Origin of the sequence: Ammoniphilus resinae, assembly GCF_017873965.1 — a bacterium.
Taxonomy (GTDB): Bacteria; Bacillota; Bacilli; order Aneurinibacillales; family RAOX-1; genus Ammoniphilus_A; species Ammoniphilus_A resinae.
The window spans coordinates 265,756-289,236 of record NZ_JAGGKT010000001.1 but is presented as its reverse complement, the minus strand read 5'-3'; the positions used below and the strand labels follow the sequence as shown (position 1 = coordinate 289,236).

General features: G+C 43.1%; 22 protein-coding genes. 7 read left to right on the top strand and 15 right to left on the bottom strand.

Annotation, left to right across the window (positions count from 1 at the left end; genetic code table 11):
* Nucleotides 1-19 precede the first annotated feature (19 nt).
* Together trmB and J2Z37_RS01345 are read right to left on the bottom strand one after the other, a co-directional pair.
* Nucleotides 20-667 (bottom strand): tRNA (guanosine(46)-N7)-methyltransferase TrmB, encoded by a 648-nt coding sequence (gene trmB / locus J2Z37_RS01350; protein ID WP_209808177.1) that lies wholly within the window; start codon nucleotides 665-667, stop codon nucleotides 20-22.
* 37 nt (nucleotides 668-704) lie between these two features.
* Nucleotides 705-1,955, bottom strand: coding sequence for a M48 family metallopeptidase (locus J2Z37_RS01345; protein WP_209808174.1), 1,251 nt, complete (start codon nucleotides 1,953-1,955; stop codon nucleotides 705-707).
* 185 nt (nucleotides 1,956-2,140) lie between these two features.
* On the opposite strand from J2Z37_RS01345, the gene J2Z37_RS25700 reads away from it, so the two are divergent.
* The gene (locus tag J2Z37_RS25700) at nucleotides 2,141-2,263 is read left to right on the top strand and encodes a hypothetical protein (RefSeq protein ID WP_280922138.1); all 123 of its coding nucleotides are present in this window, start codon (nucleotides 2,141-2,143) and stop codon (nucleotides 2,261-2,263) included.
* A gap of 33 nt (nucleotides 2,264-2,296) precedes the next feature.
* Here J2Z37_RS25700 and J2Z37_RS01340 read toward each other — a convergent pair whose 3' ends face one another.
* From J2Z37_RS01340 to J2Z37_RS01330, 3 genes are all read right to left on the bottom strand, one after another.
* A complete protein-coding gene (locus tag J2Z37_RS01340; RefSeq protein WP_209808173.1) occupies nucleotides 2,297-3,112 on the bottom strand; it encodes a C40 family peptidase in 816 nt (271 codons plus the stop codon).
* A 284-nt stretch (nucleotides 3,113-3,396) separates the two neighbouring features.
* A complete protein-coding gene (locus J2Z37_RS01335) occupies nucleotides 3,397-4,086 on the bottom strand; it encodes a metal-dependent hydrolase (RefSeq protein ID WP_209808170.1) in 690 nt (229 codons plus the stop codon).
* A gap of 90 nt (nucleotides 4,087-4,176) precedes the next feature.
* On the bottom strand, nucleotides 4,177-5,307 hold the full coding sequence (locus tag J2Z37_RS01330) for a DUF445 domain-containing protein (protein WP_209808169.1): 1,131 nt from the start codon (nucleotides 5,305-5,307) through the stop codon (nucleotides 4,177-4,179).
* A 109-nt stretch (nucleotides 5,308-5,416) separates the two neighbouring features.
* On the opposite strand from J2Z37_RS01330, the gene J2Z37_RS01325 reads away from it, so the two are divergent.
* From J2Z37_RS01325 to J2Z37_RS01300, 6 genes are read left to right on the top strand one after another with little or no spacing between them, the layout of a single operon-like run.
* Entirely contained in the window at nucleotides 5,417-6,853 is a 1,437-nt protein-coding gene (locus J2Z37_RS01325) for a YheC/YheD family endospore coat-associated protein (protein WP_209808167.1), read from the top strand.
* A gap of 6 nt (nucleotides 6,854-6,859) precedes the next feature.
* Nucleotides 6,860-7,969, top strand: coding sequence for a YheC/YheD family endospore coat-associated protein (locus J2Z37_RS01320; protein ID WP_209808165.1), 1,110 nt, complete (start codon nucleotides 6,860-6,862; stop codon nucleotides 7,967-7,969).
* Nucleotides 7,970-7,973: 4 nt separating this feature from the next.
* Nucleotides 7,974-9,344, top strand: a complete 1,371-nt coding sequence (locus J2Z37_RS01315) for a YheC/YheD family endospore coat-associated protein (protein ID WP_209808162.1) — start codon at nucleotides 7,974-7,976, stop codon at nucleotides 9,342-9,344.
* A 16-nt stretch (nucleotides 9,345-9,360) separates the two neighbouring features.
* Nucleotides 9,361-10,692 (top strand): YheC/YheD family endospore coat-associated protein, encoded by a 1,332-nt coding sequence (locus J2Z37_RS01310; RefSeq protein WP_209808160.1) that lies wholly within the window; start codon nucleotides 9,361-9,363, stop codon nucleotides 10,690-10,692.
* Complete coding sequence (locus tag J2Z37_RS01305) at nucleotides 10,667-11,125, top strand: GNAT family N-acetyltransferase (RefSeq protein ID WP_209808158.1); 459 nt, start codon at nucleotides 10,667-10,669, stop codon at nucleotides 11,123-11,125. The genes J2Z37_RS01310 and J2Z37_RS01305 overlap by 26 nt, the downstream gene beginning before the upstream one ends.
* Entirely contained in the window at nucleotides 11,125-12,201 is a 1,077-nt protein-coding gene (locus J2Z37_RS01300; protein ID WP_209808156.1) for a YheC/YheD family endospore coat-associated protein, read from the top strand. Before J2Z37_RS01305 ends, J2Z37_RS01300 begins: the two co-directional genes overlap by 1 nt.
* A 91-nt stretch (nucleotides 12,202-12,292) precedes the next feature.
* On the opposite strand, the gene J2Z37_RS01295 is transcribed toward J2Z37_RS01300, so the two are convergent.
* From J2Z37_RS01295 to rnhA, 10 genes are all read right to left on the bottom strand, one after another.
* Nucleotides 12,293-12,889 (bottom strand): hypothetical protein, encoded by a 597-nt coding sequence (locus tag J2Z37_RS01295; RefSeq protein ID WP_209808154.1) that lies wholly within the window; start codon nucleotides 12,887-12,889, stop codon nucleotides 12,293-12,295.
* A gap of 489 nt (nucleotides 12,890-13,378) precedes the next feature.
* On the bottom strand, nucleotides 13,379-14,809 hold the full coding sequence (locus J2Z37_RS01290; RefSeq protein WP_209808885.1) for a SpoVR family protein: 1,431 nt from the start codon (nucleotides 14,807-14,809) through the stop codon (nucleotides 13,379-13,381).
* A 23-nt stretch (nucleotides 14,810-14,832) separates the two neighbouring features.
* Nucleotides 14,833-15,990, bottom strand: coding sequence for a sporulation protein YhbH (yhbH, locus tag J2Z37_RS01285; protein ID WP_209808151.1), 1,158 nt, complete (start codon nucleotides 15,988-15,990; stop codon nucleotides 14,833-14,835).
* Nucleotides 15,991-16,037: 47 nt separating this feature from the next.
* Nucleotides 16,038-17,936, bottom strand: coding sequence for a PrkA family serine protein kinase (locus J2Z37_RS01280; RefSeq protein ID WP_209808149.1), 1,899 nt, complete (start codon nucleotides 17,934-17,936; stop codon nucleotides 16,038-16,040).
* Nucleotides 17,937-18,715: 779 nt separating this feature from the next.
* Nucleotides 18,716-19,561 carry a MetQ/NlpA family ABC transporter substrate-binding protein gene (locus tag J2Z37_RS01275; RefSeq protein ID WP_209808147.1) on the bottom strand — a complete coding sequence of 282 codons (846 nt, stop codon included), beginning with the start codon at nucleotides 19,559-19,561 and terminating at the stop codon, nucleotides 18,716-18,718.
* Between the two features lie 123 nt (nucleotides 19,562-19,684).
* Entirely contained in the window at nucleotides 19,685-20,149 is a 465-nt protein-coding gene (gene trmL / locus J2Z37_RS01270) for a tRNA (uridine(34)/cytosine(34)/5-carboxymethylaminomethyluridine(34)-2'-O)-methyltransferase TrmL (RefSeq protein WP_209808144.1), read from the bottom strand.
* Nucleotides 20,150-20,223: 74 nt separating this feature from the next.
* Nucleotides 20,224-21,186, bottom strand: a complete 963-nt coding sequence (locus J2Z37_RS01265; RefSeq protein ID WP_209808142.1) for an amidase domain-containing protein — start codon at nucleotides 21,184-21,186, stop codon at nucleotides 20,224-20,226.
* Nucleotides 21,187-21,253: 67 nt separating this feature from the next.
* Nucleotides 21,254-21,799, bottom strand: a complete 546-nt coding sequence (locus J2Z37_RS01260) for a methylated-DNA--[protein]-cysteine S-methyltransferase (protein ID WP_245203472.1) — start codon at nucleotides 21,797-21,799, stop codon at nucleotides 21,254-21,256.
* 13 nt (nucleotides 21,800-21,812) lie between these two features.
* Nucleotides 21,813-22,958: a tRNA epoxyqueuosine(34) reductase QueG gene (gene queG / locus J2Z37_RS01255; protein WP_209808138.1), complete on the bottom strand. Its 1,146-nt coding sequence runs from the start codon at nucleotides 22,956-22,958 to the stop codon at nucleotides 21,813-21,815.
* Between the two features lie 10 nt (nucleotides 22,959-22,968).
* Nucleotides 22,969-23,400, bottom strand: a complete 432-nt coding sequence (gene rnhA, locus J2Z37_RS01250) for a ribonuclease HI (RefSeq protein ID WP_209808136.1) — start codon at nucleotides 23,398-23,400, stop codon at nucleotides 22,969-22,971.
* Nucleotides 23,401-23,481: the final 81 nt, after the last annotated feature.

The following is a 23,481-nucleotide window of genomic DNA, read 5'->3' as shown; positions in this document are numbered from 1 at the left end:
TATGATGAATAACCTGTGTTCATTCCTTGATGGGACTAATGGCTTCTACCCGATAAATTTTCATTCCCAGGTTCACAAATTTTTGTTCGTATTCTGTCATCACAGACTTTTCCTCTTCAAACTGGCTGTGGTGCAAATCAAAAGTTATATTTTTTAGACGAAACCCACTATCACAAAATTCATTTAGTGAAAACTCGAACAGCTTTTCATTATCTGTTTTCATATGTATTTCCCCACCGTGTGGCATCATGACCTTATACTTTTCAAGAAATTGACGATAGGTCAACCTCCGCTTGGCATGACCTGATTTTGGCCAAGGATCACTAAAATTCAGATAGATTCTTGCCACTTCTCCCTCGGCAAAAACTTCCTCGATTTTGTTTATGTCCATCCAAAGAAAAGCAATATTATGCAGATTCCTCTCAGCGGCCTTTTTGACTGCAGAATATAGAACTTCTTCCCGAATCTCTACACCAATAAAAGAAATATCCGGGTTCTGTTCAGCCAAAGTGGTGATGAAATTTCCTTTTCCCGTACCTAATTCCACATACAGCGGATTATTTCCAAACCGCTCCTTCCATTTTCCTTTATATTCTTCGGGGGTTTCAATTAATTGATCAAATTTAACAATCTCATCCTTAACCCAAGGCTTCTTTCGTAATCTCATCCTATCATGTTCTCCCTACTCGATGTTTTTGATTTTTCTATTTCGAATAATTTTTAACATAAAGGATCCGTTCATGTAAAGTAGGATGTCCATATAAAGCATATTTTACCAGTGCCGGAGGGTTGACTTCTGAAAGTCCTTCGACTGCGAGTTTTTGAAAGGTTCTTATCGCCACATCCGGGTCATTTCTTAACTGCATCGCATACACATCTGCCGCATGTTCATATTGTCTAGACACCGTATTTTGAATCGGCATGGTGATAAAAGAAAGAACCGAGAGAATCAAAAGAATCACAGGCAGAGACGCTAGATCCGTTACCTGATGAATCCCCCAGTATTTCCCGCAGCTTCTTACGGTCCATCGGAGCAGGTAATAGACAACAAGCAGAGCAGCAAGCACCATAAAAATAGATCCCAAAAATAACCATGCCATATGATGAAGGGTATAGTGTCCCATCTCATGAGCCATGATGAATAAAATTTCATCCTTCTTCAGTTTTTGCAGCGTTGTATCCCAAAGAACAATCCGCGTGTTGCTGCCAATCCCGTTCACATAAGCATTTAATGCGTTGGTCTTCCGCGACATGTCTACTTGATAAACTTTCTCGGTAGGAATATGCGCTTCTGCGGCCAAATCAAGAATTTCCTTCTTCAGCTGCTGATCCTGCAATGGCGTAAACTTGTGATAAATCGGATCTAGAACAACGGGCTGAATAAACATAAAAAATAAGGAAAGTGGGATCGAACCCAGCCAACACCAAAGCCACCATCTTTTCGGGCTTTTCCGGATGACCAGGTAGAGAAGCCATACGATCGGAATGGTAAGCACTGCTGATACCCAAAACCCCTTAATATTGTCCGTCATCCAGCTGTTAAATGTTTCATTGCTAATGCCGTACACATGTTTTAAATGAAAAGCATAGTAATCAAGCGGAAACTGCAGCAAAGTGGTGGTAAAAGTAAGAAGAAGAACAAATAAGGCTACTCTCCAGAAGGATCCTTTAATAACGGACTCGACAACATCCCTAAACTTGGCCGATAGCCCCAAACCAAGAATAAGGAGATAAATCGCCCATTCCAATGGACCACCGATGAAAAACAAGATATTTTTAATTCTAGAAAAGGCATAAGCTTGTTCAACCTGTTCTGGAGACATGAATGTTGTTGGGTCGGCCGGACTGCCCTTTAGATCTGGCGGGAGTGAACTTGGTGTCGTAAGCAAATAGATCCCAATAGCTACAGAATAAATGATAAAGAGGGCCGTGAAAATTAGATAAAACTTTCGCAATTAGACTCATCCCCTTTCCCTTTTTATAGTTTAAACCAAATGACTTTAACTTAGTATATTTTTCCAGGGGATAACCATGTCCAATAAAAATATATGAGGGGTTTTTATGATTTTGTAATATTCCGAACTCACAGCACAATAGAATATACCAATTAAAACGCTTACATCTTAGGGAGAGGATATCCATGAAAACGGATCCGTTATGTTTAAAATGCATTAAAACATGTAAACAGGTTCGCCCTGCTATTGTTGAATACTGTGCAAAATACCTGCCGAAGGAAAAAGCAAATAATGCGAAGGTATCATGAAAAAGAGCCCCTAGGGGCTCTTTTTCATTTTGTCTAGCTATCGAATTCGAAAACTCTTTTTGCTCCGTAATAGGGATAATGGTCGAAGTACCAATCCAAGTCACTGACCTCAACCTTTTTCGTTGCTGAGTGGACCATTTTGTTGTTTCCTATGTATATTCCTACGTGTGAAATATCACCTTTTCCAAGCGAGTCAAAGAACACCAGATCTCCTGGCACCAGATCGCCTTTGGAGACTTTCGTTCCAACGGAGAACTGTTCAGCGGAACTTCTAGGTAAATCCACCCCTAACTCTCCCATTACATAGGCAGTTAAGCCGCTGCAATCAAACCCCTTAGGCGTTGTACCGCCATAACGATAAGGGATCCCAATCAGATCACTTGTAATGCTTCTCAAACGTTCAGAAAGCAGATTAGATGAGCGAGACGCCTTCTCCCGATTAAAATTCAAATACTCTGTTGCGACGAAGCCTACTTCTTCTCCTGCCTTTACCTTTGACCATTCTTCGCCCTTGTCCAATACTTCAACACTCGTCCCTCTATGAAGCATGGTAATCACTTTGGAATCAAGGCTACTTGATTCTCTCAAATTGAGGTTTCCAGCCTGGACCACAGCAAGTTTTTTCTCTTTGCTATCCTTCCCACTTCCTGGGATAACGAGTTTCTGTCCAATACTTAAGGATTCTGAGGCTAATTGATTGGCCTCTTTAATTTCTGAAACAGAAGCACTAAACTTCTCAGAAATTTTCCACAATGAATCGCCTGCTTGTACAGTATAGTCCTCTTGAGCAAAAGCTGGAGAAGAAAATAGGATTGATGCAAATAAAAAGCCAGCTATTTTTCTCTTCATTCATTCACCACCGTTACTCTCGAATCTATTACTTTTTTCGCTAGAATACGATATTAGTATACATCAAATTATAGCATTCGAGTAGGTGCTTTTTACATAAAAATACTAAATTTGCCATTAAATTGTGAACATTGCTGGAACATTTAGGTGCAAAAAAAAAACCAGCCAGTGCCGATTTACAAACAAAGAGACGACCTCGCGGCCGCCTATAAATTAAGGGGGTTTATCATCATGCTTTTAGTATAGCCCCGTAATATTACAAGTATGTTACAAAGAGTTTTCATTTAAATAAAAAGATTGCTGCCCGGCTCCATGATAATTCCTTCGATCCCCTTCTTGCTTAACCTTTCAGAGAAAGCCCCAGGATCCTGCTGAATGAGCGGGAAGGTATTGTAGTGGATCGGGACGACTTTCTTGGCCTTTACCCAATCGGCTGCAATGGCCGCATCCTCTGGTCCCATTGTAAAATTATCACCAATCGGCAGGAATGCTAGGTCTACAGGACTTAACTCACCAATAATTTTCATATCTCCGAATAGAGCCGTATCCCCTGAATGGTAAATGGTTTTACCTCCAATAGTCAAGATAAGGCCACAAGGCATGCCTAAATAGGTGATTTTTTGTTCATCATCAAATGTCATCCCTGAGCTGTGGAAGGCCTGAGTGAACTTAACTCGACCAAAATCAAACGAATAAGAGCCCCCTGTATTCATGGCATGGACCTTTGCTCCTTGCCAAGCAAAGTAGGTTGCCAACTCAAATGTGGCAATAATTGTCGCATTATTTTGTTTGGCAATTTCCAGAGCATCGCCAATATGATCGCTATGACCATGGGTCAATAATATGTATTGCACTTGAATATCCTCTACCTTGGCTTTCGCTACGGGATTATGTGTGAGAAATGGATCTATGATGAGTGAAGTCCCTTCATGTGTGATTTGTACGGTTGAATGACCATGATAAATAATTTCCATCAACTATTCCTCCATAACCATAATTTGAGGTAATCACTATTCCATTTTTACCCATTTTTATCATACCAAATTGTTCCTGAACAAGCCACACTACTTTGCAAAGAGCACAATTACCGCTTGGACAGCTCCAATGACGCCTCCCAACAACGCCCCCAAAACGGTAATCATCTTTAATTCCTTACCCGTAATGCTTACAATCATGTCTTCCAATCTATGTACGGGAAAAGCCTCAACCTGTGAGGAGGCAATTTGTGTTAAGTTCAACTTTTGCAATCCTTCCTCCAGATTTGTTTCCACCCATGCCATTAAGTTAGCAACGAACTGTGGAACGGCTTTCCGAATCGTTGGAAGGAGAGGAGTCAACACTGTCTGCAATTTCTGCTGTCCAATCACATCAAAATCAATCATTTTCTCTATAATCATATCAATCAATTGTTCAATATTTTTTTCACCAAGCCAGTGTATCACTTCGTCTACCTGTTTTTCGCCTAATTGCTCTAGCTCTCTGGCCAGAATGGCAGTCAGTCTCTCTTTTAACTCATCGTTCTTTAGACTCGATTCCAATGATCCGCTGACTTTGGCCACAATTTTCTCATCAGCTAATAGAACACCTGCCAACCCACCGAACATCCCAAGACCGCCTGCTAGGTTCGAAAGCATTTGCTTAATCATTCGAGTACCTTCATCTGAAGCCACATATTGGGAAATTCGTTCCAATAAAAAGGGAGCAAGCACCGGTACCTTATCCATGATCATCTGCCTGGAACGCTCCGGTAACACTTCATTTAATTTTAAATGTGCAGTTTGTCCTATCTTTTGTTCTATGTATACCTTGATTGAACCCTTTACGACCTGCTGCCCTTCACGGGAAGGAAACATTCCTAATCTTGACCCAAAGGTAAAGACAGTTTCATCTGAACTCGCTAATTCACCCAATTTGCGTTGTATCCAAGCTTCTACCTCCTGCTCTACTTTTCCTTTTTTCAACATCTTCCGGATCCCCTCAGGAGTGATCAGAAAGTTTTCAACCAACTTTCCCATTTGCCGTGCCAGTTCTTCATGGCGTTTGGGAATCAGCCCCGGGGTGAAGGGAAGCCTCCATTTTCCAAGATAAATAGCTTTATAGGGGCGAAACAACATTCGAATAGCGAGTTCATTTGTCATCCCTCCTATAAAAGCTCCGATAACCACTTGCAGTATAAACAATAACCACCAATTCACGTTTGCTCGTCCTCTCTAATACTAGTGTCAAAAGCCCACTTATTTCACCACTCCACCATAGCCCTCATACTATACATTATTCGAAAGCCTAATGGGAAGGGGAATACCCATGTCAAATGTTTGTGCCGGAATTCAACTAGATGAAAAATCGGACTTCCCGTCTGGAATCCACCTGCTTGTCAGTCAGAAATTACAGCAAGCAATGCAGCTTCCAAACCATTCCCGCGTTTCCCTTCAGCTGGGACAGAAATCAATTCCATGTAGAATACAAACATTTGCAAGCACTTCTTCCATTCTAAGATTTCGCAAGGATGTTGGTGAACTGCTCTCACTTCCAGATGGAATTCAATTAAGTGCACGATATGAACCACATGGAAAAAGATTCATCCTTGGTCCAGTATTCGGTGTCTTGATCACGAAACTTCTTCGGACACCAGAAGGGATTTTCGGCCCCGCCTCTTCTTTTTGCCAAGAAGTTGTGCAAGGTGCCAAAGCAAAAGGTGTGCTTGCATATATCTTTACATTAAACGATATAGATCATCAAAATCAAACAGTAAATGGCTGGGTATGGAAGGATGGGAACTGGAGTCAACAGGTTTTGCCAATGCCCGATGCTGTTTACAATCGGTTAGCCTCCAGAAAGAGTGAGAATTCTTCTGACACACAGGAGATATTCAGGCAGTGGAAAGTAAAAGGGATTTCTATTTTTAATGAACACTTTTTAAACAAGTGGCAAGTTCATCAAGCCTTATCGAATACAGAAGAAGCCAAACCTTACCTTCCTACAACCTACTTATACAAAGGCTATGCAACAATCAAAGAAGTAGCAAGCAGATACTCCCAGGTCTATTTAAAACCTGCAAATGGCAGCTTAGGAATAGGCATTTACCGTATCACCCGCAACGGAAAAAAATTTACCTGTCACTATTCTACGGTGAATGGAAGCATCGAAAAGAATTACAATCGGCTGGTTGATTTGTATCAATCCGTCGGCCCACGCATTTCAAAGGCACCCTATCTGGTCCAGCAGGGTCTCCGTCTGGTAAAAATTAATGGAAACCCATTAGATTTTAGATCCCTTGTGCAGAAGGACATCACAGGAAAATGGGCAGTGACCTCGATCGTGGGGAGGAGTGGTCAGGATCAGAGCATTGTTTCCAACCTTGCGCGCGGTGGGACCATCATGCAAGCAGCGAAGGCATTGCAATCGGCATCCCCATGGACCAGCGGAATCCGCCCTTCTACCGAACATCTGAAAAAGATATCCATCTCTTTGGCCCAGTCGCTGGAGTCTTCCATCGAAGGACATTTTGCCGAATTGGGAATTGATCTTGCTGTTGATACCTCTGGTAAGGTATGGCTTTTAGAAATTAATGCAAAACCGTCTAAAAACGATGATCAGGTTCTTTCTGAAAATAAAACCCGGCCTTCTGTTCGAAGATTGCTTGACTACGCACTCTTCCTGAAAGGAATGAATAGAACAAAATCACGCCTACCTAAACAGCTTCCGTTCAAGAAAAAGAAATTAAAACGAAAGAAAAGGTGATATGGGTTGAAAACAAAACCCATGCTCGGCATTATGACCATTCATGCGCCAGGTATACCCCCTTTTCCGGAAAAAAGCTTTTACAAGCAAATCGTTCAAACAGGTCAAAGCGAAGGAATTCCAGTGATTATCTTTCACCCCAATGCCATCGATGAACAAACACAGACTGTCAAAGGCTATACTTTAAATCAGGCCGGAAACTGGATGTCCGTTACCACTTCGCTCCCTGCTTTTATTTATGACCGCTGCTTTTACATCGGAAAAGGCCTTAACAGACGTTACAAACCTTATGTTTTAAAGTTAAAGGAAAATAAGAACATTCAATTCTTAGGATTGGGATTAAAGGGAAAGTGGCAACTGTACCAAATGGTCTCAGCACACCCTGTGCTTTCCCAGTTTTTGCCACACACAGACATTTTAAACCGCAACAAGCAGCTAAGCGATTGGTTAAACCGATACAAATCCATCATTTTAAAGCCAATTAATGGCTCTTTAGGAATGGGAATTATCAAAATTACTGAAAAAAGCGGCCGCGCTTATGACATCGAGGGAAGAGATCTGCTCAACAAAAGCTTTCAATCCTCTGTCTCCAACCTCTCTAGCCTCTATCAATTTATACAGCCGTTTATTCGGAGATGGAAATATCTGATCCAACCCTACCTAACCCTAACTTCCAAACAGGGGGTTCCTTTCGATATGCGGATATTCATGCAAAAGGATGGAACCGGACAGTGGATCTCCATCGGCAAAGCTGTTCGAATAGGGCAAAAAAACAGCATTACCTCTAATCTTCATGGGGGAGGAAAGGCCTGCTGCTTTAGAGATTTTCTTGATCGCAATTACAATCGGGAACAAATAGAAGGCATCCTCTCTCGCGTTAAAATTCTAGAGGAGTTACTGCCCCCCTATATTGAAAGTCAGCACGGTCAGCTGTTGGAATTAGGGATTGATACTGGAATTGATCAAGATGGCAGGGTATGGCTGCTTGAGGTGAATTCCAAACCCGGCAGACAGATTTTTGAACAGATCAACGACCAGGATGCTCTAAGAAAATCCCAAATCAATCCTGTCTACTATGCAAGGTACCTTATGCAAACCCGCTCAAGGAGGATATAAAAAGATGGAGTCCAAGCGAGTACAAATCAAGTTCTTGCCATCCAATAAATACAATGGCATTATCATTCCCTACGCATTATGCAGGGAATTGGGTATAGATGATAAAAAACAAATGGTTGTTCAATTGGGGCAAAAAAGATTAATGACAAGGATTTTGAAGGTTCAACGTGCAGATCGCGCAATTTGGATACCCCCTGCGATCCGTTTGAACCTTGCCATCCCCTTTGATGGTGATTTACATGTCAAAGTGACAGGCGACACACTTCGCCTAGGTCCTGTTGTCGGAATTTTAACAGTCGGGATCTCCATGACAGATAATCAATTAGTTAGCGCAAGGTCTTCCTTCTTTAAACATTTGCTTTCCGCTCAGCGTGGAGAAAGTATCTATTATTTTCTTTTCACCCCATCTGATGTGGATTGGAGCACCAATACCGTAAGAGGCATGTTTTTGCGCGGGGACGCAAACGGGTTAACTTGGAGAAGATTGACCGTTCCACTGCCAGATGTCGTCTATAACCGAATCCCAGACAGACATTCTGAAAAGCTATTAAGTGTCACTAATTTTATTAAAAGGTTGGAAGAAAACACGGATGCTAAAATGTTTAATCCAACCTTTTTTAACAAATGGTCAATCCATCAACGATTAGTAGACCATCCGCTGGCAAACCGGCACATCCCCGAAACACATGTTGCTCCAACGGTGCAAAAAGTTGACCATATGCTTAAAAAATATGGCATGGTCTATCTCAAACCAGTGACAGGAAGCTTAGGGCTAGGGATTCTGAAATTAACCTATAGACCTGGTATAGGATATTTTTGTCGGTACCACAGCCATTCACAAAACGTTGTGAGACGGTATCGATCATTAGCTACCTTATTACAAAATCATCTCCCGAAGTCTCGTTTCTCTAATTATCTCGTGCAACAGGGAATTAATCTGATTAAATTCAAGGATCGACCGCTGGATTTTCGCGTCCACGCCCATAAAAACCGTGAGAATCAATGGGTTGTAGCGGCTATTGCAGCAAAAATAGCCGGGCTGGGCAGTGTTACTACACACGTCCGTACAGGCGGGACCGTGATTTTGGGGCAAGATTTGTTAAAACAAGTGTTCCCGCAAAACAGCACATATATGGAACAACAGGTCAAAGAAACAGCAATCCTTCTAGCCAAAGCTATCGAATCGAGACTAAACCAGAACATCGGCGAACTTGGCTTTGATATTGGCATCGATCACAAAGGACACATCTGGATGTTTGAAGCCAACTCTCGTCCGGGTAGATCGATCTTCAAAGCAAGCAGCCTGAAGGATGCGGATAGCCAATCGATTCGCCTTATTGTTGATTATAGTAAATTTTTAGCCAACTTTAATTAAGAGGAGCGTGATCCTTATGTCTATTCCTAAAACAGCGATGCTTTCTACCATTCCCGGGCAAGGCTGGACGCTCCATCTACCTGCTGCCGCCCTTAGGCGGACAGGGAAAAGAACAACCACCATTCGAATGGGAGCTCTTAGGGTTCCTCAAAGGGCAATCTTAAATTCCCGTTCCCCTGCTCCTGAGGCATTGGCAACGAGGGTGAAGTTATCTACAAGCCAGGGAAATCTTGCAGTTGGTCCGATCATCGGTATTTTGACTGTAAAGAGAGGAACCGGGTTTAAAGGTAATAAACTTAACTTTGCCGATATTATCCAAACAGCCAAGCAACTTGGAGCTCTCGTCTATGTTTTTACGGTAGAGGATATTGATTGGGATACCAAGTCTACCAGCGCCTATCTCTATCAGGAAAATACCAATCAGTGGGTCCGCTTTGCCAGTTTGCCCCTGCCAGATGTCGTCTATAATCGGATTCCATACCGAGAAGATGAGATGAAAGACTACGTGCAATCCGCCCTCAAAAAACTCAAAGCCATTTCTGGTCTCCATTTATATAACAACCATTTCTTTAACAAATGGAATCTGTATCATTCTCTCGGACAAAACTCTTTTGTTTCCTCCTATGTACCTGAAACAAGGCAGCTGACAACGTCATCTGATTTGACAACAATGATCGAAAAGCATCCGTTACTCTACTTGAAGCCGATCTCAGGCAAGGCCGGGAAAGGAATTATGTCCATACAGACGACAAAAGGCAAATACATTTTACGAAGCCGAAATGGAGAGCAGGTTGTATCCCGGGCTACTACGGATCTGAGGAAGTTATGGAATGCCATCTCTGCAAAAGTGAAAGAGCCTTATGTGATCCAACAGGGGATCGAGCTGGCAACCTATGAGGGACGTCCGTATGATATACGAGTTCTCGTCCAAAAAGATGATTTTGGCAGATGGCAGCTATCCGGTGTGGGAATCCGCGTGGCAGGAAAGGGCAGTATCACTACCCATGTTCCTAGAGGCGGCTCCATCGCATCCCCTGAGGTCGTGCTAAAGCAATCTTTTCAGAGCGTGAACTACACCTCTTTTATGGATAACCTGAATAAGGTCGTATTAGATATTGCTGAAGCCTTAGAAGAAAAATACCCGTCCCTGGGAGAAATGTCTATGGATATTGGTGCAAGCAGTGATGGGGAGCTTTGGTTTTTTGAAGCCAATGCCAAACCAATGAAATTTGATGAACCCCATATTCGCAAAACATCTTTGGAGCGGATTATCCAATATGCACAATTCCTCTCAAATTTTACCGGAAAGGGAGTAAGCCAACATGCAAGTAAGGCAAATTACTCCTGAACAACTGCCAAAGGTAAAAGCCAGAATCGTTCGTTTCTTGAACCTCCACGGAGATAAACGGATTACCAAGCAAGGGATCCGCTGGCTGCAAAGGCTTCCTGCAGAATCACTGAATGTCGAGGGCACCTGTATCTTGGTTTCACTTGAAGAAAAGAGATTAACCGGGATCATGGCTGTTTCAGATTTCGGACGGGAAGAATCCTTTATTGCAGTCCATAAGGAGTTTCGTCAAAAAAGAACGGGTGTCACATTGATTGAAGAATTGATGAAGCGAATGGATAAAGCCTATGGAAGAGTTGCACTAGACAATGTACCGAGCCTTAAAATGTGCTTTGCCATGGGCATGATTGGGTTTAAAGTGATTACCGGGCCTACAGGAAAACCAACCTTATGGTTAGGTCTTGGAAATTGGAAGAAAGAAGATGTTGAGTAATGCCTCCTCGTCTGCGTTTAGGCGTACTTACCTGGTATAAGGGTACCCAAATGGAAGAACGGACCTTTTTCACCCATTTGGTAAAGGAAGCTGAAAAATTGAATACAGAAATTCTACTCTTTTCCCCGCACGATATTCTTCCTAGTGGAATGATTCGTGCGCTCGTCTATCAAAAGGATCGGGGCGGCTGGCAGTCTAAGCTTTCCTCCCCACCCGATCTTGTCTATGATCGTTTTCGCAACATGGAACCAAAAGCTTTTAAAAGCTTTATCCATTTTCGCAGTGGGTCCAAGATGAAATTTATCAACTCCCGTCTGGCGCACAAATGGAACCTTCATTGTTACCTCGATCGTCATCCAACCATTCGCAAATGGCTTCCGGAGACTTTATTTCTGGAAGGGTCGGCGGATATTAAGCGACTTCTTGGTAAATACCATCAAGTCTATCTCAAACCAGTGAATGGAACAGGCGGGAAAGGAATTTTAAGTATTACTCAAAAGTCAGGACATTTGGCCCTTCTGGGAAGGGATTGGCAAAGAAAAAAGATGAAGAGGACCATCCCCCTGTCATCACTTGCAACCTTTGTTAGTGATTGGACCAAGGACAAAAAATACATCGTTCAGCAGGGGCTGAAGCTACAGTGGGAGCCCCACGTCATGGTCGATTTTCGCCTGTTAGTGCAAAAAGATGCAGCCGGTGAATGGAAAGTCACTGGAATGGGTGGGAAAGTCGGGGGAAAAGACAGCGCAACCTCCAATCTCCACGGTGGAGGAAAAGCAGTGGATGCCGAACAAATTCTAGGCAAATATTTCCCTCCTGAAAAATATCAGAAACAAATGGCAGAGTGCCATCAGTTGGGGTTACTTATTGCAGAATATCTAGAGGAAAAGTTCGGCCGATTGGTAGAGCTAGGGATCGACCTAGGAATTGATCAAGACGGTGCAATCTGGATCATTGAGGTGAACCCCAAACCTGGTCGCGATATTTTTCGTTTGATGGGAAATATGAACCTCTACTGGACAGCAGTCCGAAGACCGATCGAGTATGCGTTGTACGTGTTTAGGGAGGAGGGCTGATTCCTTAAGTAACGGAAAAATTTTCCGCTAGTGACCAAAAGTTAGGTGAATAGCGGAAACTTTTTCCGCTATTTTTCTATTTCCGAACGTTTTATCTACGAGTTACCTTTTCCAGGTAATCAACAATCTCCTCCATATGATCGACAAATGTCCAGCCTCGTTGTTTCAATACGGTTTCATGCACATTCAAAAACCCCTCTACTTCCGCTTGAATCTCCTTCACATGATCTTCCAAGAGCTGTTTTTCGCTATCTTCCATCTGCTCCTCTAACGCTGGACAAATAAAGGATCGGCACACCCTATTTTTAAAGTCTGGATTTAAACCACAGCCCTTTCCATCTTCAAAAAATTGACAGACAGAAAAACGCAGCTTGAAGTCCTCTTCTTCGAGCTTTGAAGACAAGCCTATTCCCTTTTTGGCTTCGTAAAATTTGGGATGAACATGGGCATGGACGATAATTTCATAATCCTTCACCGTGCTGTACGGATTGTGATAAATTCGGTCCCAAAAAAACAACTTCTCATTCGCCTGGACCATCTTATAAATCTCAAACAGGGTGAAAACCGGGCTGTAACTGCAGCAACCAACATGCGGCAGGTCTTTTGAATAAGGGGCAAAGAACGGATCCGGGCAATTCCTACAATGGTGTGATAATAATTGTTTATGTTTTTGATCCCAAATAAGCATTGATCGTTTCCCCTTGCTGCCTAAGTAGACGTGATTTATTTTATTTTATCAAATAGATTAGCCGGAGCCCACCTACGATTTTCGAGACTAAACAGACGGAGGTTCCGCCAGCCAATTAGGACAGTGATTGGACCGAATTAAGCTGTTTAGTCCAATTTCGCTTCATTCGGTTCGATCACAAAGTCAAGCGGACCGTAAAGCCGCTAATTCTTACCAAATGCCTAAATTTAAAGAGTATCCGGACCCAAAAGCCCCTATCCCGCAGTTAAGCATCATATATCTAAGGATTTCAATAAAATAAGGTCATCTGTGTCCTCTACACCTTTAGAAAGTAGAGTTTTTACCAAAATAAGGTCTCCTCAGTCCGATCACAAAGTCAAGTGGGCATGGTCCACCAGGATAGCCTAGCATATATGGGTGAGTTCCCCAAAAACCTTTAAAAACAAAAAAACAAGTGAAGTCTACGGACTTCACCTGGTATCAACAAGTTTACAAAAATCTTCGATGTGTCTTTTTCCCATCATGGGTAAACAGCACTTGCCGGTCTTCTATGGTTGTTTCCAAATGAACGGTTTTCTTCCAAAGCTGGTGAACATATGGCAAGGTCCGTTCCAAATATTTAATATCAAGCTCCATTCCTTCAAAATGGTGCTTCAGATACAATTCTCCATTTCTCAGATAATCCCCATTTTCCACTGTCAAATAAGGAAATCCCCCATTAACCCGGGAAACAACCAACTGATCGCGGACGCCTTCCCATAACTTTTCTGTAATCGTCCAATCGTTACCTTGCTTTGCGAATACATACATATCTAATTCATCAACGAGTTCTTTAGTTAGATAGTTGCGCAAGAAAGAGATATCCGAATCGAGTTCACGCACTTCAAAAATTTTCTTGCGTCCTTCCCCTTTCTTTCTTCCGAGCCTATGCTGTTCTTCTTCTGTCGGGTTATCCCATTTACGTTCAATATATTCGAACATTTTCACCCCTAAGTAATAGGGATTGATGCTGGTAGTCGATGGCTGGACGACGCCGGCGTTCAGTTTTGCAAACTCGATGGTTTCCCTTTCGGTCAGCTCCATTTCCCTAAGGATCCGTTGGTGCCAGTAAGAAGCCCATCCTTCATTCATAATCTTCGTTTCCAATTGGGGCCAAAAATAGAGCATCTCACCTCGAACTATCGTCAGAATATCTTGCTGCCAGTCTTGGAGCCCTTGTGCGTACTGCTCAATAAACAATAAGAGATCCTTTTCCGGTCGGGGAGGAAACCGAACGGGCTGGTTCTTCTTTGCTTCCTCCTTCTCCCGACGTTCACGTTCTTCCGGATCAAGTCCCCAGAGATCATCATAAAGACCCTTTCTTTGACCTTTGGTATTCCGTGTGTCAGAATCTTCCTTGACATAGTCAAATTGTGGCTTTACAAGACTAGGATCTATATGCTCCTGAATGCCTAAAGCTGCATCGAGGAAATTCTCTACTTCATGCTTACCATACAAAATTTCATACTGACGGATGCGCTCCGCACTGGCAGCCATGCTCTCGACCATTTCCCGATTGGTTTTAGAAAATCGCACATTGTTCTTGAAAAAATCGCAGTGGGCCAGCACATGTGCCACGATTAATTTATTTTGAATCAGTGTATTTCCATCTAAGAGAAAGGCATAACAGGGGTTGGAATTAATGACAAGCTCATAAATTTTGCTAAGCCCTAAATCATACTGAAGCTTCATCCGATGAAAGGATTTCCCGAAACTCCAATGGGAGAATCGGGTGGGCATCCCATAAGCACCGAACGTATAAATGATATCCGCGGGACATATTTCATATCGCATAGGATAGAAGTCCAAACCAAATCCTTTGGCAATTTCGGTAATCTCATCAATGGCTCTCTCTAATTGTCTTTTATCTTCCGCAGCCATGGCCAACGTTCCTCACCCCCACCCTATGCCTTGGCTTCCTCCGTTTTTTTGAAAAACGTCGTTAAAGCTTTGTATACTTCCCCTTTTTCCCGAATAATACAATGCTTGAATTTAGGGTCATTCACATGTTTGTAGGCTGACATCAGTGTTGAGTGGCGATTATACTGATTAACCTCTCCATATCCAAACATATTTGATCGTTTCATGAGCTCACCGACTAATTTCACGCAACGCTCATTATCAGAAGTCAAATTGTCTCCATCGGAAAAATGGAACGGATAAATGTTGTAAACCGCAGGAGAATACCTGCTGTCGATAATCTCGAGGGCTTTCCTGTAGGCTGAGGAACAGATCGTTCCTCCACTTTCTCCTTTAGAAAAGAAAGCCTCCTCGGTTACTTCCTTCGCCTCTGTGTGATGGGCGATGAAGACAATCTCGACTTTTTCATATTTCGTTCGCAGAAATCGAGTCATCCAAAAGAAGAAGCTTCTGGCGATATATTTCTCAAAAATCCCCATCGAACCACTCGTGTCCATCATGGCGATGACAACCGCATTGGAATGTGGCTTCGTTACCTCATCCCAAGTCTTATAGCGCAGGTCATCGACGGAAATCCCGCCCTTTAGGCTGGGATTTCCTGCTCTTGCATTCCGTTTGAGGGCCTCTAGAATGGTTCGCTTCTTATCGATATTCCCCATGAGCCCTTTCTTGCGAATATCATTAAACTCAATATCGGTGACCGTAATTTGATTCTGGTCTTTTCTTTTCAGATTTGGCAACTCCATCTCAGAGAAGAGCATTTCTTCCAGCTCTTCTACTGAGATTTCTGCTTCATAATAGTCCTGGCCTGGGTCTTCACCTGCTCCGGAGCCTTTTCCAGCCCCTGCAGCGGGATCCCCATCACGGGCAATGACGTCCCCTACTTTTGAATCTCCATTCCCCTGGCCAACCTGCTTGCTTTTATTGTAGTTATACCGAAAACGGTACTCATCTAAAGATCGAATCGGTATTTTTACTACGTCACGTCCATTGGACATAATAATGCTTTCTTCACTAACGAGATCAGGCAAGTTCTGTTTAATCGCTTCTTTTACTTTTTCCTGGTGTCTCAGTTGATCTTGATATCCTTTGCGATGGAGAGACCAGTCTTCCTGAGACACAATAAACATGGGCTCCTTCATTGACTTCACTCCATGGCATGACTTTGGATTCAAAGCTGCTACGCATTCTATCTGTTCAACAAGCTCCCTACATATCTTAGCAATTCATTAGAACAGATAGGACAGTATCCATGCTCTTCAATTAAACGTCTTGTGACTTCGTTGATTTTCTTCAATTGGCTTTCGTCCGGTGTTTTTGAAGAGGTAGTAATCTTCACAACATCTTTAAGATCGGTGAATAATTTCTTTTCAATTGCTTCTTTCAGTCGTTCATGGTTATTATATTCAAAACGCTTTCCTTTGCGCGCGTAGTGGGAGATCCGTATTAAAATTTCTTCGCGGAATGCCTTTTTGGCGTTTTCAGAGATGCCAATCTGCTCCTCGATTGATCTCATCAGCTTTTCATCTGGATCCATCTCTTCTCCAGTTACTGGATCCCGCATCTTATTGCGATGGCAATAGGCCTCCACATTGTCTAGGTAGTTATCAAGTAATGTTTTCGCGGACTCTTCATAGGAATAGACAAATGCCTTCTGAACCTCTTTCTTAGCCAATTCATCGTATTCCTTGCGTGCAACAGAGATGAAATTTAGAAAGCGCTCTCTTTCCTCTTTGGTAATGGAAGCATGCTGATCGAGTCCTTCCTTTAATGCCCGCAAAATATCCAATGCGTTAATACATTCAGTGTCCCGGCGAATCAGGGCGCTTGAAATGCGGTTGATGACATAGCGCGGGTCGATCCCAGACATCCCTTCATCCAGGTATTCATTGCGCAGCTCCGCAACGTCTGCTTCCTTGAATCCTTCCACACTTTCCCCATCATAAAGCTTCATTTTTTTCAATAAATCGGTTCCTTGTTTCTTCGAATCCTTCAACCGGGTGAGGATCGAGAATACAGCAGACGTTCTTAAGGCATGTGGCGCAATATGAACGTGACCCAGGTCACTTTGCTTAATCAATTTAGCGTAGATTTTTTCTTCATCCGAAACTCTGAGATTATATGGAATTCTCATGACAATAATACGCGACTGCAGGGCTTCGTTCTTTTTATTGCTGATAAAATTCCTATACTCCGTTTCATTCGTATGGGCAACGATTAGTTCATCCGCAGAGATTAAAGCAAATCTCCCTGCTTTGAAATTTCCTTCTTGGGTCAGGGAAAGAAGATTCCATAAGAACTTTTCATCACACTTCAACATTTCTTGGAATTCCATCAAACCGCGGTTTGCCTTGTTTAATTCACCATCAAAACGATAGGCCCTTGGGTCAGATTCTGATCCATATTCTGCAATCGTAGAAAAGTCAATACTTCCTGTTAAGTCGGCGATATCCTGGGATTTAGGGTCTGAAGGGCTGAATGTACCAATTCCAATTCGGTCTTTTTCGGAGAAGAAGATCCGTTGGATGACTACATCTTCAATCCTACCGCCGTACTCGTTTTCCACCAGCATGCGAGTATACGGATTTAGTTCACCCTCAATTTTTACCCCGAATTCCTCCTCAAACTCCGCCCTAAGTTCCTGTGGTATCAGTAGTAGAGGCTCCTGATGCATGGGGCACCCTTTAATTGCATAGATCGCACCGCGATCTGTTTTCGCATATCCTTCAAGCCCTCTTTTCAACATCGTTACAATCGTTGATTTCCCTCCGCTCACAGGCCCCATCAACAGCAATACCCTTTTCCTAACATCCAATCTTTTCGCGGAGGAATGGAAATATTCTTCTACCAACTTTTCAATGGAGCGGTCCAACCCGAAAATTTCTCTAGTGAAAAATTTATATTCTTTCGAGCCATCCTCATGCACTTCAATGCCAGAATCAGCGATCATGTTATAGACTCTTGAATGAGCAGTCTGTGTTACCATCGGGGTTTTTTTAATGATTTCTAGGTACTCAGCAAAAGTTCCCTCCCAGGCCAACTTACCTTCATTCTGTCGATGTTCACTTAGACGTTTTAAAAAATCCATGGGAGCCTCCTCTCCTTTTATCAAGCTCAACCTTTTTGGTGAGATACCAGTGACTTTAAAGACAATTTTAATCCATATATATTCGTCTACTCCCGGTGACATGCTTAAAACATCTTTCTTTCATGAGATCTTCTTTCCGCATCAGAAGCAATCAACTTCTACGGGTAAACTGCGATGAAAGCTTTCTATTCCCTTTTTGAAATCATTTGGCTATAATAGATATGAAATTGAAGACTTCGTCCATACTAGGAGAGAAAGGGGGGCGAAAGGATGACTGGTTTTTTAGGAACCTTTATTCCTGTTTTTGTACTTGGGTGCTTTTTATTCTTTACCCTTACCGCAGGGTCTAACGAAGATAAAACTTGGAATCTGTAATTGAGAAAGGTCCAGTGGGAGTCACTGGATCTTTTTTATTTTGGGATTCGGACTGAGATGGGCGGAGTCGGTAGATTTCAGTCCGAATTCGGGTCTGTTTCGGACTGAGATGGGCGGAGTCAGTGGATTTCAGTCCGAATTCGGGTCTGTTTCGGACTGAGATGGGCGGAGTCAGTGGATTTCAGTCCGAATCCGGGTCTGTTTTGGACCGAGATGGGCGGAGTCAGTAGATTTCAGTCCGAATCCGGGCCTAATTCAGACTGAGATGGGCGGAGTCAGTAGATTTCAGTCCGAATCCGGGCCTAATTCGGACTGAGATGGGCGGAGTCAGTGGAGCGAGAAGCGTAAAAGAGAAAAATAAAGGACTAGGCATTTGCCTAGTCCTTTATGCTCAAGAAGCCCGATTAAAACATCGGTACAACAGATCCCTCATACTTTTCTTCAATAAACTTCTTCACTTCTGGAGATTGTAACGCCTCTTCCAGCTTCTTAACTTCCTCCCTGTCTTCCCCTTCTCTAACGGCTAGAATATTTGCATATGTTTTAGCAGCAAGGGAATTTACATCTTCTGCAGCAAGTGCATCCTTCACTTTTAGCCCTGCATCGATCGCGTAGTTTCCGTTAATAATCGCAAAGTCTACTTCTCCAAGCATTCTAGGAATCATCGCGGCGTCGAACTCTTTAATCACTATTTTTTTAGGGTTGTCCTGAATATCCTTTGCTGTGACGTCCAATCCTGCCCCTTCAGGAAGGGTAATCAATTTCTGTTCTTGAAGCAGTTGAAGGGCCCGTGCTTCATTCGTCGGATCATTTGGTACGGCAAACGTTGATCCTTCTTTTACATCATCCAAAGATTTGGATTTACCAGCATAGACCCCAATCGGTTCAAAATGAACGGCGACGGATGGAGCGACCTTTGTTCCGTGTTCCTTGTTGAAGGATTCAAGATAAGGAACGTGTTGGAAGAAGTTTGCATCCAATTGACCATCATTCAAAGCCTGATTAGGCAGTGTATAATCAGTAAACTCCTTAATATCCAGAGTGATTCCTTCCTTTTCAAGCAGCGGTTTTACCTGTTGTAAAATCTCTGCATGTGGGACAGGTGAAGCCCCTACGGTAAGTGTTACCTTTTCACCAGCGGGTGCTGTTTCGTTTCCTTGTGCGTTTCCCTCTTCATTGTTTTGAGCACAACCAGTGAATAATGACACTGAAAGCAGCAAAGCAAAAGCTGAAGAAAAAATCTTTTTCATTGACGATTCCTCCTGTGTAGTTACATTCTTGGTGCTTTGGGGACAAACCCCCGTTTCAACATTTATATACTATAGCTTTCCTTGAAAAAGATTGTCAATACCTAGGGGCAGTGCAAGTTTTCGTTATAGCAATTCAGAAAACCCAATCTGCCGCAGTCCCTCATACAGAACAATGGCAGCCGTGTTGGAAAGGTTCAAAGAACGTTTTCCCTTACTCATGGGGATGCGGATCACCTGATCTGCGTTTTCTTCCAGGATCTCCTTCGGGATCCCGGTTGTTTCTTTGCCAAAAACAAAATAATCGCCATCCTGAAAAGTTGTTTGATGATAAAATCTTGTCCCACTTGTCTCAATAAAAAAAAGTCGCCCAGGCCCTTTCGCCTGCAGAAATTCGCTATAATTGCGATGATGATGAATAGCCACCTCATCCCAATAATCGAGACCCGCGCGCTTTAGATATTTGTCCTCCACGGAAAAACCCAGGGGATGGATTAAATGCAAATGAGCCCCGGTGACAGAACAGGTTCGAACAATGTTTCCTGTGTTTGCTGGGATCTCCGGTTGAAATAGTACGATATGAAAAGCCATTATGCTCACCTCTTGGCAGGAATTCCACTCTTCATCTTAAAGGAATAACCCAGGAATGGCAAACACTCCCGGGTTTAAACAAGAATATGAAGAAATTTGTATTTGGTTTGTTCGGTCCAGGCGTGTGAATCGCGATAATCCCAATAACGATGACGGCTATTCACTGTATGGGCGTTGACTAGTGGCATACCATTCGGATCTTTTGCCACTACAATCGTATTATGCTGGAACCTCCCCGACCCATCCCAATCATAACAGATGACATCGCCAATCATTAATTGATCAGCGGATGTTTTCAACTCTGCTTTTGCTGGTAATTTCGTATTCGCCCCAAGCAAGTAGGTCATAAAACTATGAGCAACAGACCAGCTGAAACTCCAATTTCCCTTACCTTTGACCCACCAACCGATATTTCTCTGTGTTGTCACTTCCTGGGTCACGCCGCCCTCATGGACGCATTGGGAGACAAAATTGGTACAATCCACTTCAAATTTGGGGTAATGGGGATTATGCTGATTCCACCACAATTCTGCATACCGCTTAGCCATGGCCCGATTATAAGCCCCTTTTTTATTGACCACTTCCGCGGATTGCGGCATAATCTCTTCCTGATTATCCCTGAAAGCATCAGGATGTTCCTCCGAATTCTGGGCTTCCTCGCCAACAATATAGTCAGAATCCACATACCAACGTCCATCTTTTTCCCGCATGGTAATCGTCCGGTATTGTTCATCCTCCTGCTCCAGGAAGCAATCCCGAATATGATACAACTGCCAAAGGTGGTTCTGCAGGGCAATATCCACCTTTTCCTGATCCTCTGAAAGGATTTGAATCTGGCGGATTGTTGTTTTGCATTTCACCGGCCTGGCATTTCTTGATTGGAAGGTTTCACGTCGACGCAAGATGCGGCCGGTTTCTTTTTGCAGGCTCTCATCGTTTTTTCGATAGGCTTCTATTTCAAAAACATTTCCTTCAATCTGCAATTGGTTTAACATGGAAAAGTATTGTTTTAATGCGCTCATCCAGCTCTTAGACATCCAAAACGCTCCTCACATGTTCGGCTATTTTCAGCATATGTGAAGGAGCTGGCATTTTTTCCTTTTTTTACTGTGCCTCTTTTATTTGGGATCGATGGGAGGCTTCCATTCCAAGTAGAAATTCCTTAATGGGCAAGCCGCCTCCGTACCCCGTTAAAGATCCATTGGAACCAATCACCCGGTGACAAGGAATCACAATGGATAGAGGGTTTTTATTATTTGCCCCGCCAACCGCCCGAACTGCCTTGCTCGATGAAATCGCAACAGCTATATCCTTATAGGACCTAACTTCACCATAAGGTATCTTTTGAAGTTGATTCCAGACTGATTTTTGAAAGGGCGTCCCATAAATAGCAAGCGGCAGTTCAAACTCTGTACGCTGTCTAAGAAAATACTCCTGCAGTTGGACCACAGCCTGTTGCAACACCCTGTTTCTTTCGATTTGGTGCTGTTCGATCCGCAGCCATTTTTTGCCCCACTGGCGCAATTCATCCCTTGCCGATGGTCCACTATCAAAGGTAATCCAACATAGCGCAGTCTCCGTTGCAGCTAACCCAATCATGCCAATTGGACTTTCCATCTCCGTATAAAATAGGCTTGTACTTTGTACCATTGCCATTCCCCCATCAGTTGACTTTTAGATCCTGCACCCGTTCCAAAGCCTTACGGATTTCCTCTTGCACTTCTGCATCCTTCTCTTCATGTTCAGCTTTCTCAAGTGCCTGCTTTGCATGCGTTCCGCCAATTTTGCCAAGGGCCCAAGCTGCTGTTCCCCGAATCACAGGTCGTTCGTCCTTCTTCATTAACTCGATTAATTCTGGGACAGCACTTTGATCTTTAAAATGTGCCAAGGAGATAATTGCATTTCGCTGGATTGGCTTTTTCCCTCTCCATGCGGCCGCTGTCGGCCCAAATGTATTTTGAAATTCTTTCTTTCCAATCGTAAGCAAGGGCTTTAATAGCGGTTTTGCCAGTTCGGGGTCTGGCCTGCATTCTTCCTGGTGGGTGAAATTGATTTTTCGATTCTTTGGACACACTTGTTGGCAAGTGTCACATCCGTATATCCGATTCCCCAACTTTTCACGATAATGATCAGGAATGGAACCTTTTACCTGTGTGATAAATGCTAAGCATTTATTCGCATTTAATTGTCCGGGCTGTTCGAAGGCCTGTGTCGGGCAATGGTCAAGGCATAGGGTGCAATCTCCACACCCCTCTTCAATGGGTATATCCGGCTCAAAAGGAATATCTGTAATCATTTCCCCAAGGTACACCCATGAACCAAACTCGGGTGTAATCAAATTGGTATTTTTACCAACCCAGCCTAATCCCGCTCTTTCAGCTACAGCTCGATCAGACAGCACTCCAGTGTCCACCATCGATTCACAACGCGCGTGAGGGACTTTCTCTTCGATGAAAGTCTCCAGTTTTTTCAGCTTTTCGCGTAAGACATGGTGATAATCCTTCCCCCAAGCTGCCCGTGAAACCGTTCCCCGATATTCGCCGGGTCCCGACTTAGGTGTATCAGGAATTTTCGTTGGATATGCTATGGCAATCGCAATGATTGAACGGGCCTCAGGCAGGGTCAATTCCGGGTGCGCTCGCTTTTCGATATCCTTCTCTTCAAACCCAGATTCATATCCAGCTTCGCGATGTTTATAAAGACGCTCTTTCAAATCAAGAAAAGGATCTGCGGAAGCAAATCCAATTTTATCAATCCCAACTTGATGAGCATATTGGGTTACCTCTTGCTTTAATTTCTGGATGTCCATCCTCATCACCTTATCTTGGTACGGCTGCTACGGCTAATTCGTCACAACGATTATTCAGCTCGTTGTTCGCGTGGCCTTTTACTTTAACAAATTCGACCTTGTGTTTGTCTACCAATTCCAGGAGTTGCTCCCATTGATCCTTGTTTTCTACAGGCTGCTTTTTACTGTTCTTCCATCCATTTTTGATCCAGCCTTTATACCATCCTTGCTGAAAGCAGTTCACGAGATAAGCGCTATCACTATATAGCTTTACCGAACAGGGCTCTTTCAGAGATTTCAGACTTTCAATTGCTGCCTGCAGCTCCATACGATTATTAGTTGTATTTAATTCTCCACCTGAGATTTCTTTTTTATGTTCACCAAACATCAGAATAGCTGCCCATCCCCCTGGGCCAGGGTTTCCAGAACAGGCGCCATCTGTATAGATGATTATCTCTTTCATATCATGTCCTCCACTCTCGTTCACTCGGATTCATTATAGCAAACATTATTCTTTCTTCACAAAAAAACTGCTTCCAAAAGT

Bases quoted from the DNA above. Each gene is read 5' to 3' on its own strand.
- trmB (WP_209808177.1), bottom strand. From the start codon at position 667: ATGAGATTACGAAAGAAGCCTTGGGTTAAGGATGAGATTGTTAAATTT.
- J2Z37_RS25700 (WP_280922138.1), top strand. From the start codon at position 2,141: ATGAAAACGGATCCGTTATGTTTAAAATGCATTAAAACATGTAAACAG.
- J2Z37_RS01340 (WP_209808173.1), bottom strand. From the start codon at position 3,112: ATGAAGAGAAAAATAGCTGGCTTTTTATTTGCATCAATCCTATTTTCT.
- J2Z37_RS01335 (WP_209808170.1), bottom strand. From the start codon at position 4,086: ATGGAAATTATTTATCATGGTCATTCAACCGTACAAATCACACATGAA.
- J2Z37_RS01325 (WP_209808167.1), top strand. From the start codon at position 5,417: ATGTCAAATGTTTGTGCCGGAATTCAACTAGATGAAAAATCGGACTTC.
- J2Z37_RS01315 (WP_209808162.1), top strand. From the start codon at position 7,974: ATGGAGTCCAAGCGAGTACAAATCAAGTTCTTGCCATCCAATAAATAC.
- J2Z37_RS01310 (WP_209808160.1), top strand. From the start codon at position 9,361: ATGTCTATTCCTAAAACAGCGATGCTTTCTACCATTCCCGGGCAAGGC.
- J2Z37_RS01305 (WP_209808158.1), top strand. From the start codon at position 10,667: ATGCAAGTAAGGCAAATTACTCCTGAACAACTGCCAAAGGTAAAAGCC.
- J2Z37_RS01300 (WP_209808156.1), top strand. From the start codon at position 11,125: ATGCCTCCTCGTCTGCGTTTAGGCGTACTTACCTGGTATAAGGGTACC.
- J2Z37_RS01295 (WP_209808154.1), bottom strand. From the start codon at position 12,889: ATGCTTATTTGGGATCAAAAACATAAACAATTATTATCACACCATTGT.
- J2Z37_RS01290 (WP_209808885.1), bottom strand. From the start codon at position 14,809: ATGGCTGCGGAAGATAAAAGACAATTAGAGAGAGCCATTGATGAGATT.
- yhbH (WP_209808151.1), bottom strand. From the start codon at position 15,990: ATGAAGGAGCCCATGTTTATTGTGTCTCAGGAAGACTGGTCTCTCCAT.
- J2Z37_RS01280 (WP_209808149.1), bottom strand. From the start codon at position 17,936: ATGGATTTTTTAAAACGTCTAAGTGAACATCGACAGAATGAAGGTAAG.
- J2Z37_RS01275 (WP_209808147.1), bottom strand. From the start codon at position 19,561: ATGAAAAAGATTTTTTCTTCAGCTTTTGCTTTGCTGCTTTCAGTGTCA.
- trmL (WP_209808144.1), bottom strand. From the start codon at position 20,149: ATGGCTTTTCATATCGTACTATTTCAACCGGAGATCCCAGCAAACACA.
- J2Z37_RS01265 (WP_209808142.1), bottom strand. From the start codon at position 21,186: ATGTCTAAGAGCTGGATGAGCGCATTAAAACAATACTTTTCCATGTTA.
- J2Z37_RS01260 (WP_245203472.1), bottom strand. From the start codon at position 21,799: ATGGTACAAAGTACAAGCCTATTTTATACGGAGATGGAAAGTCCAATT.
- queG (WP_209808138.1), bottom strand. From the start codon at position 22,958: ATGGACATCCAGAAATTAAAGCAAGAGGTAACCCAATATGCTCATCAA.
- rnhA (WP_209808136.1), bottom strand. From the start codon at position 23,400: ATGAAAGAGATAATCATCTATACAGATGGCGCCTGTTCTGGAAACCCT.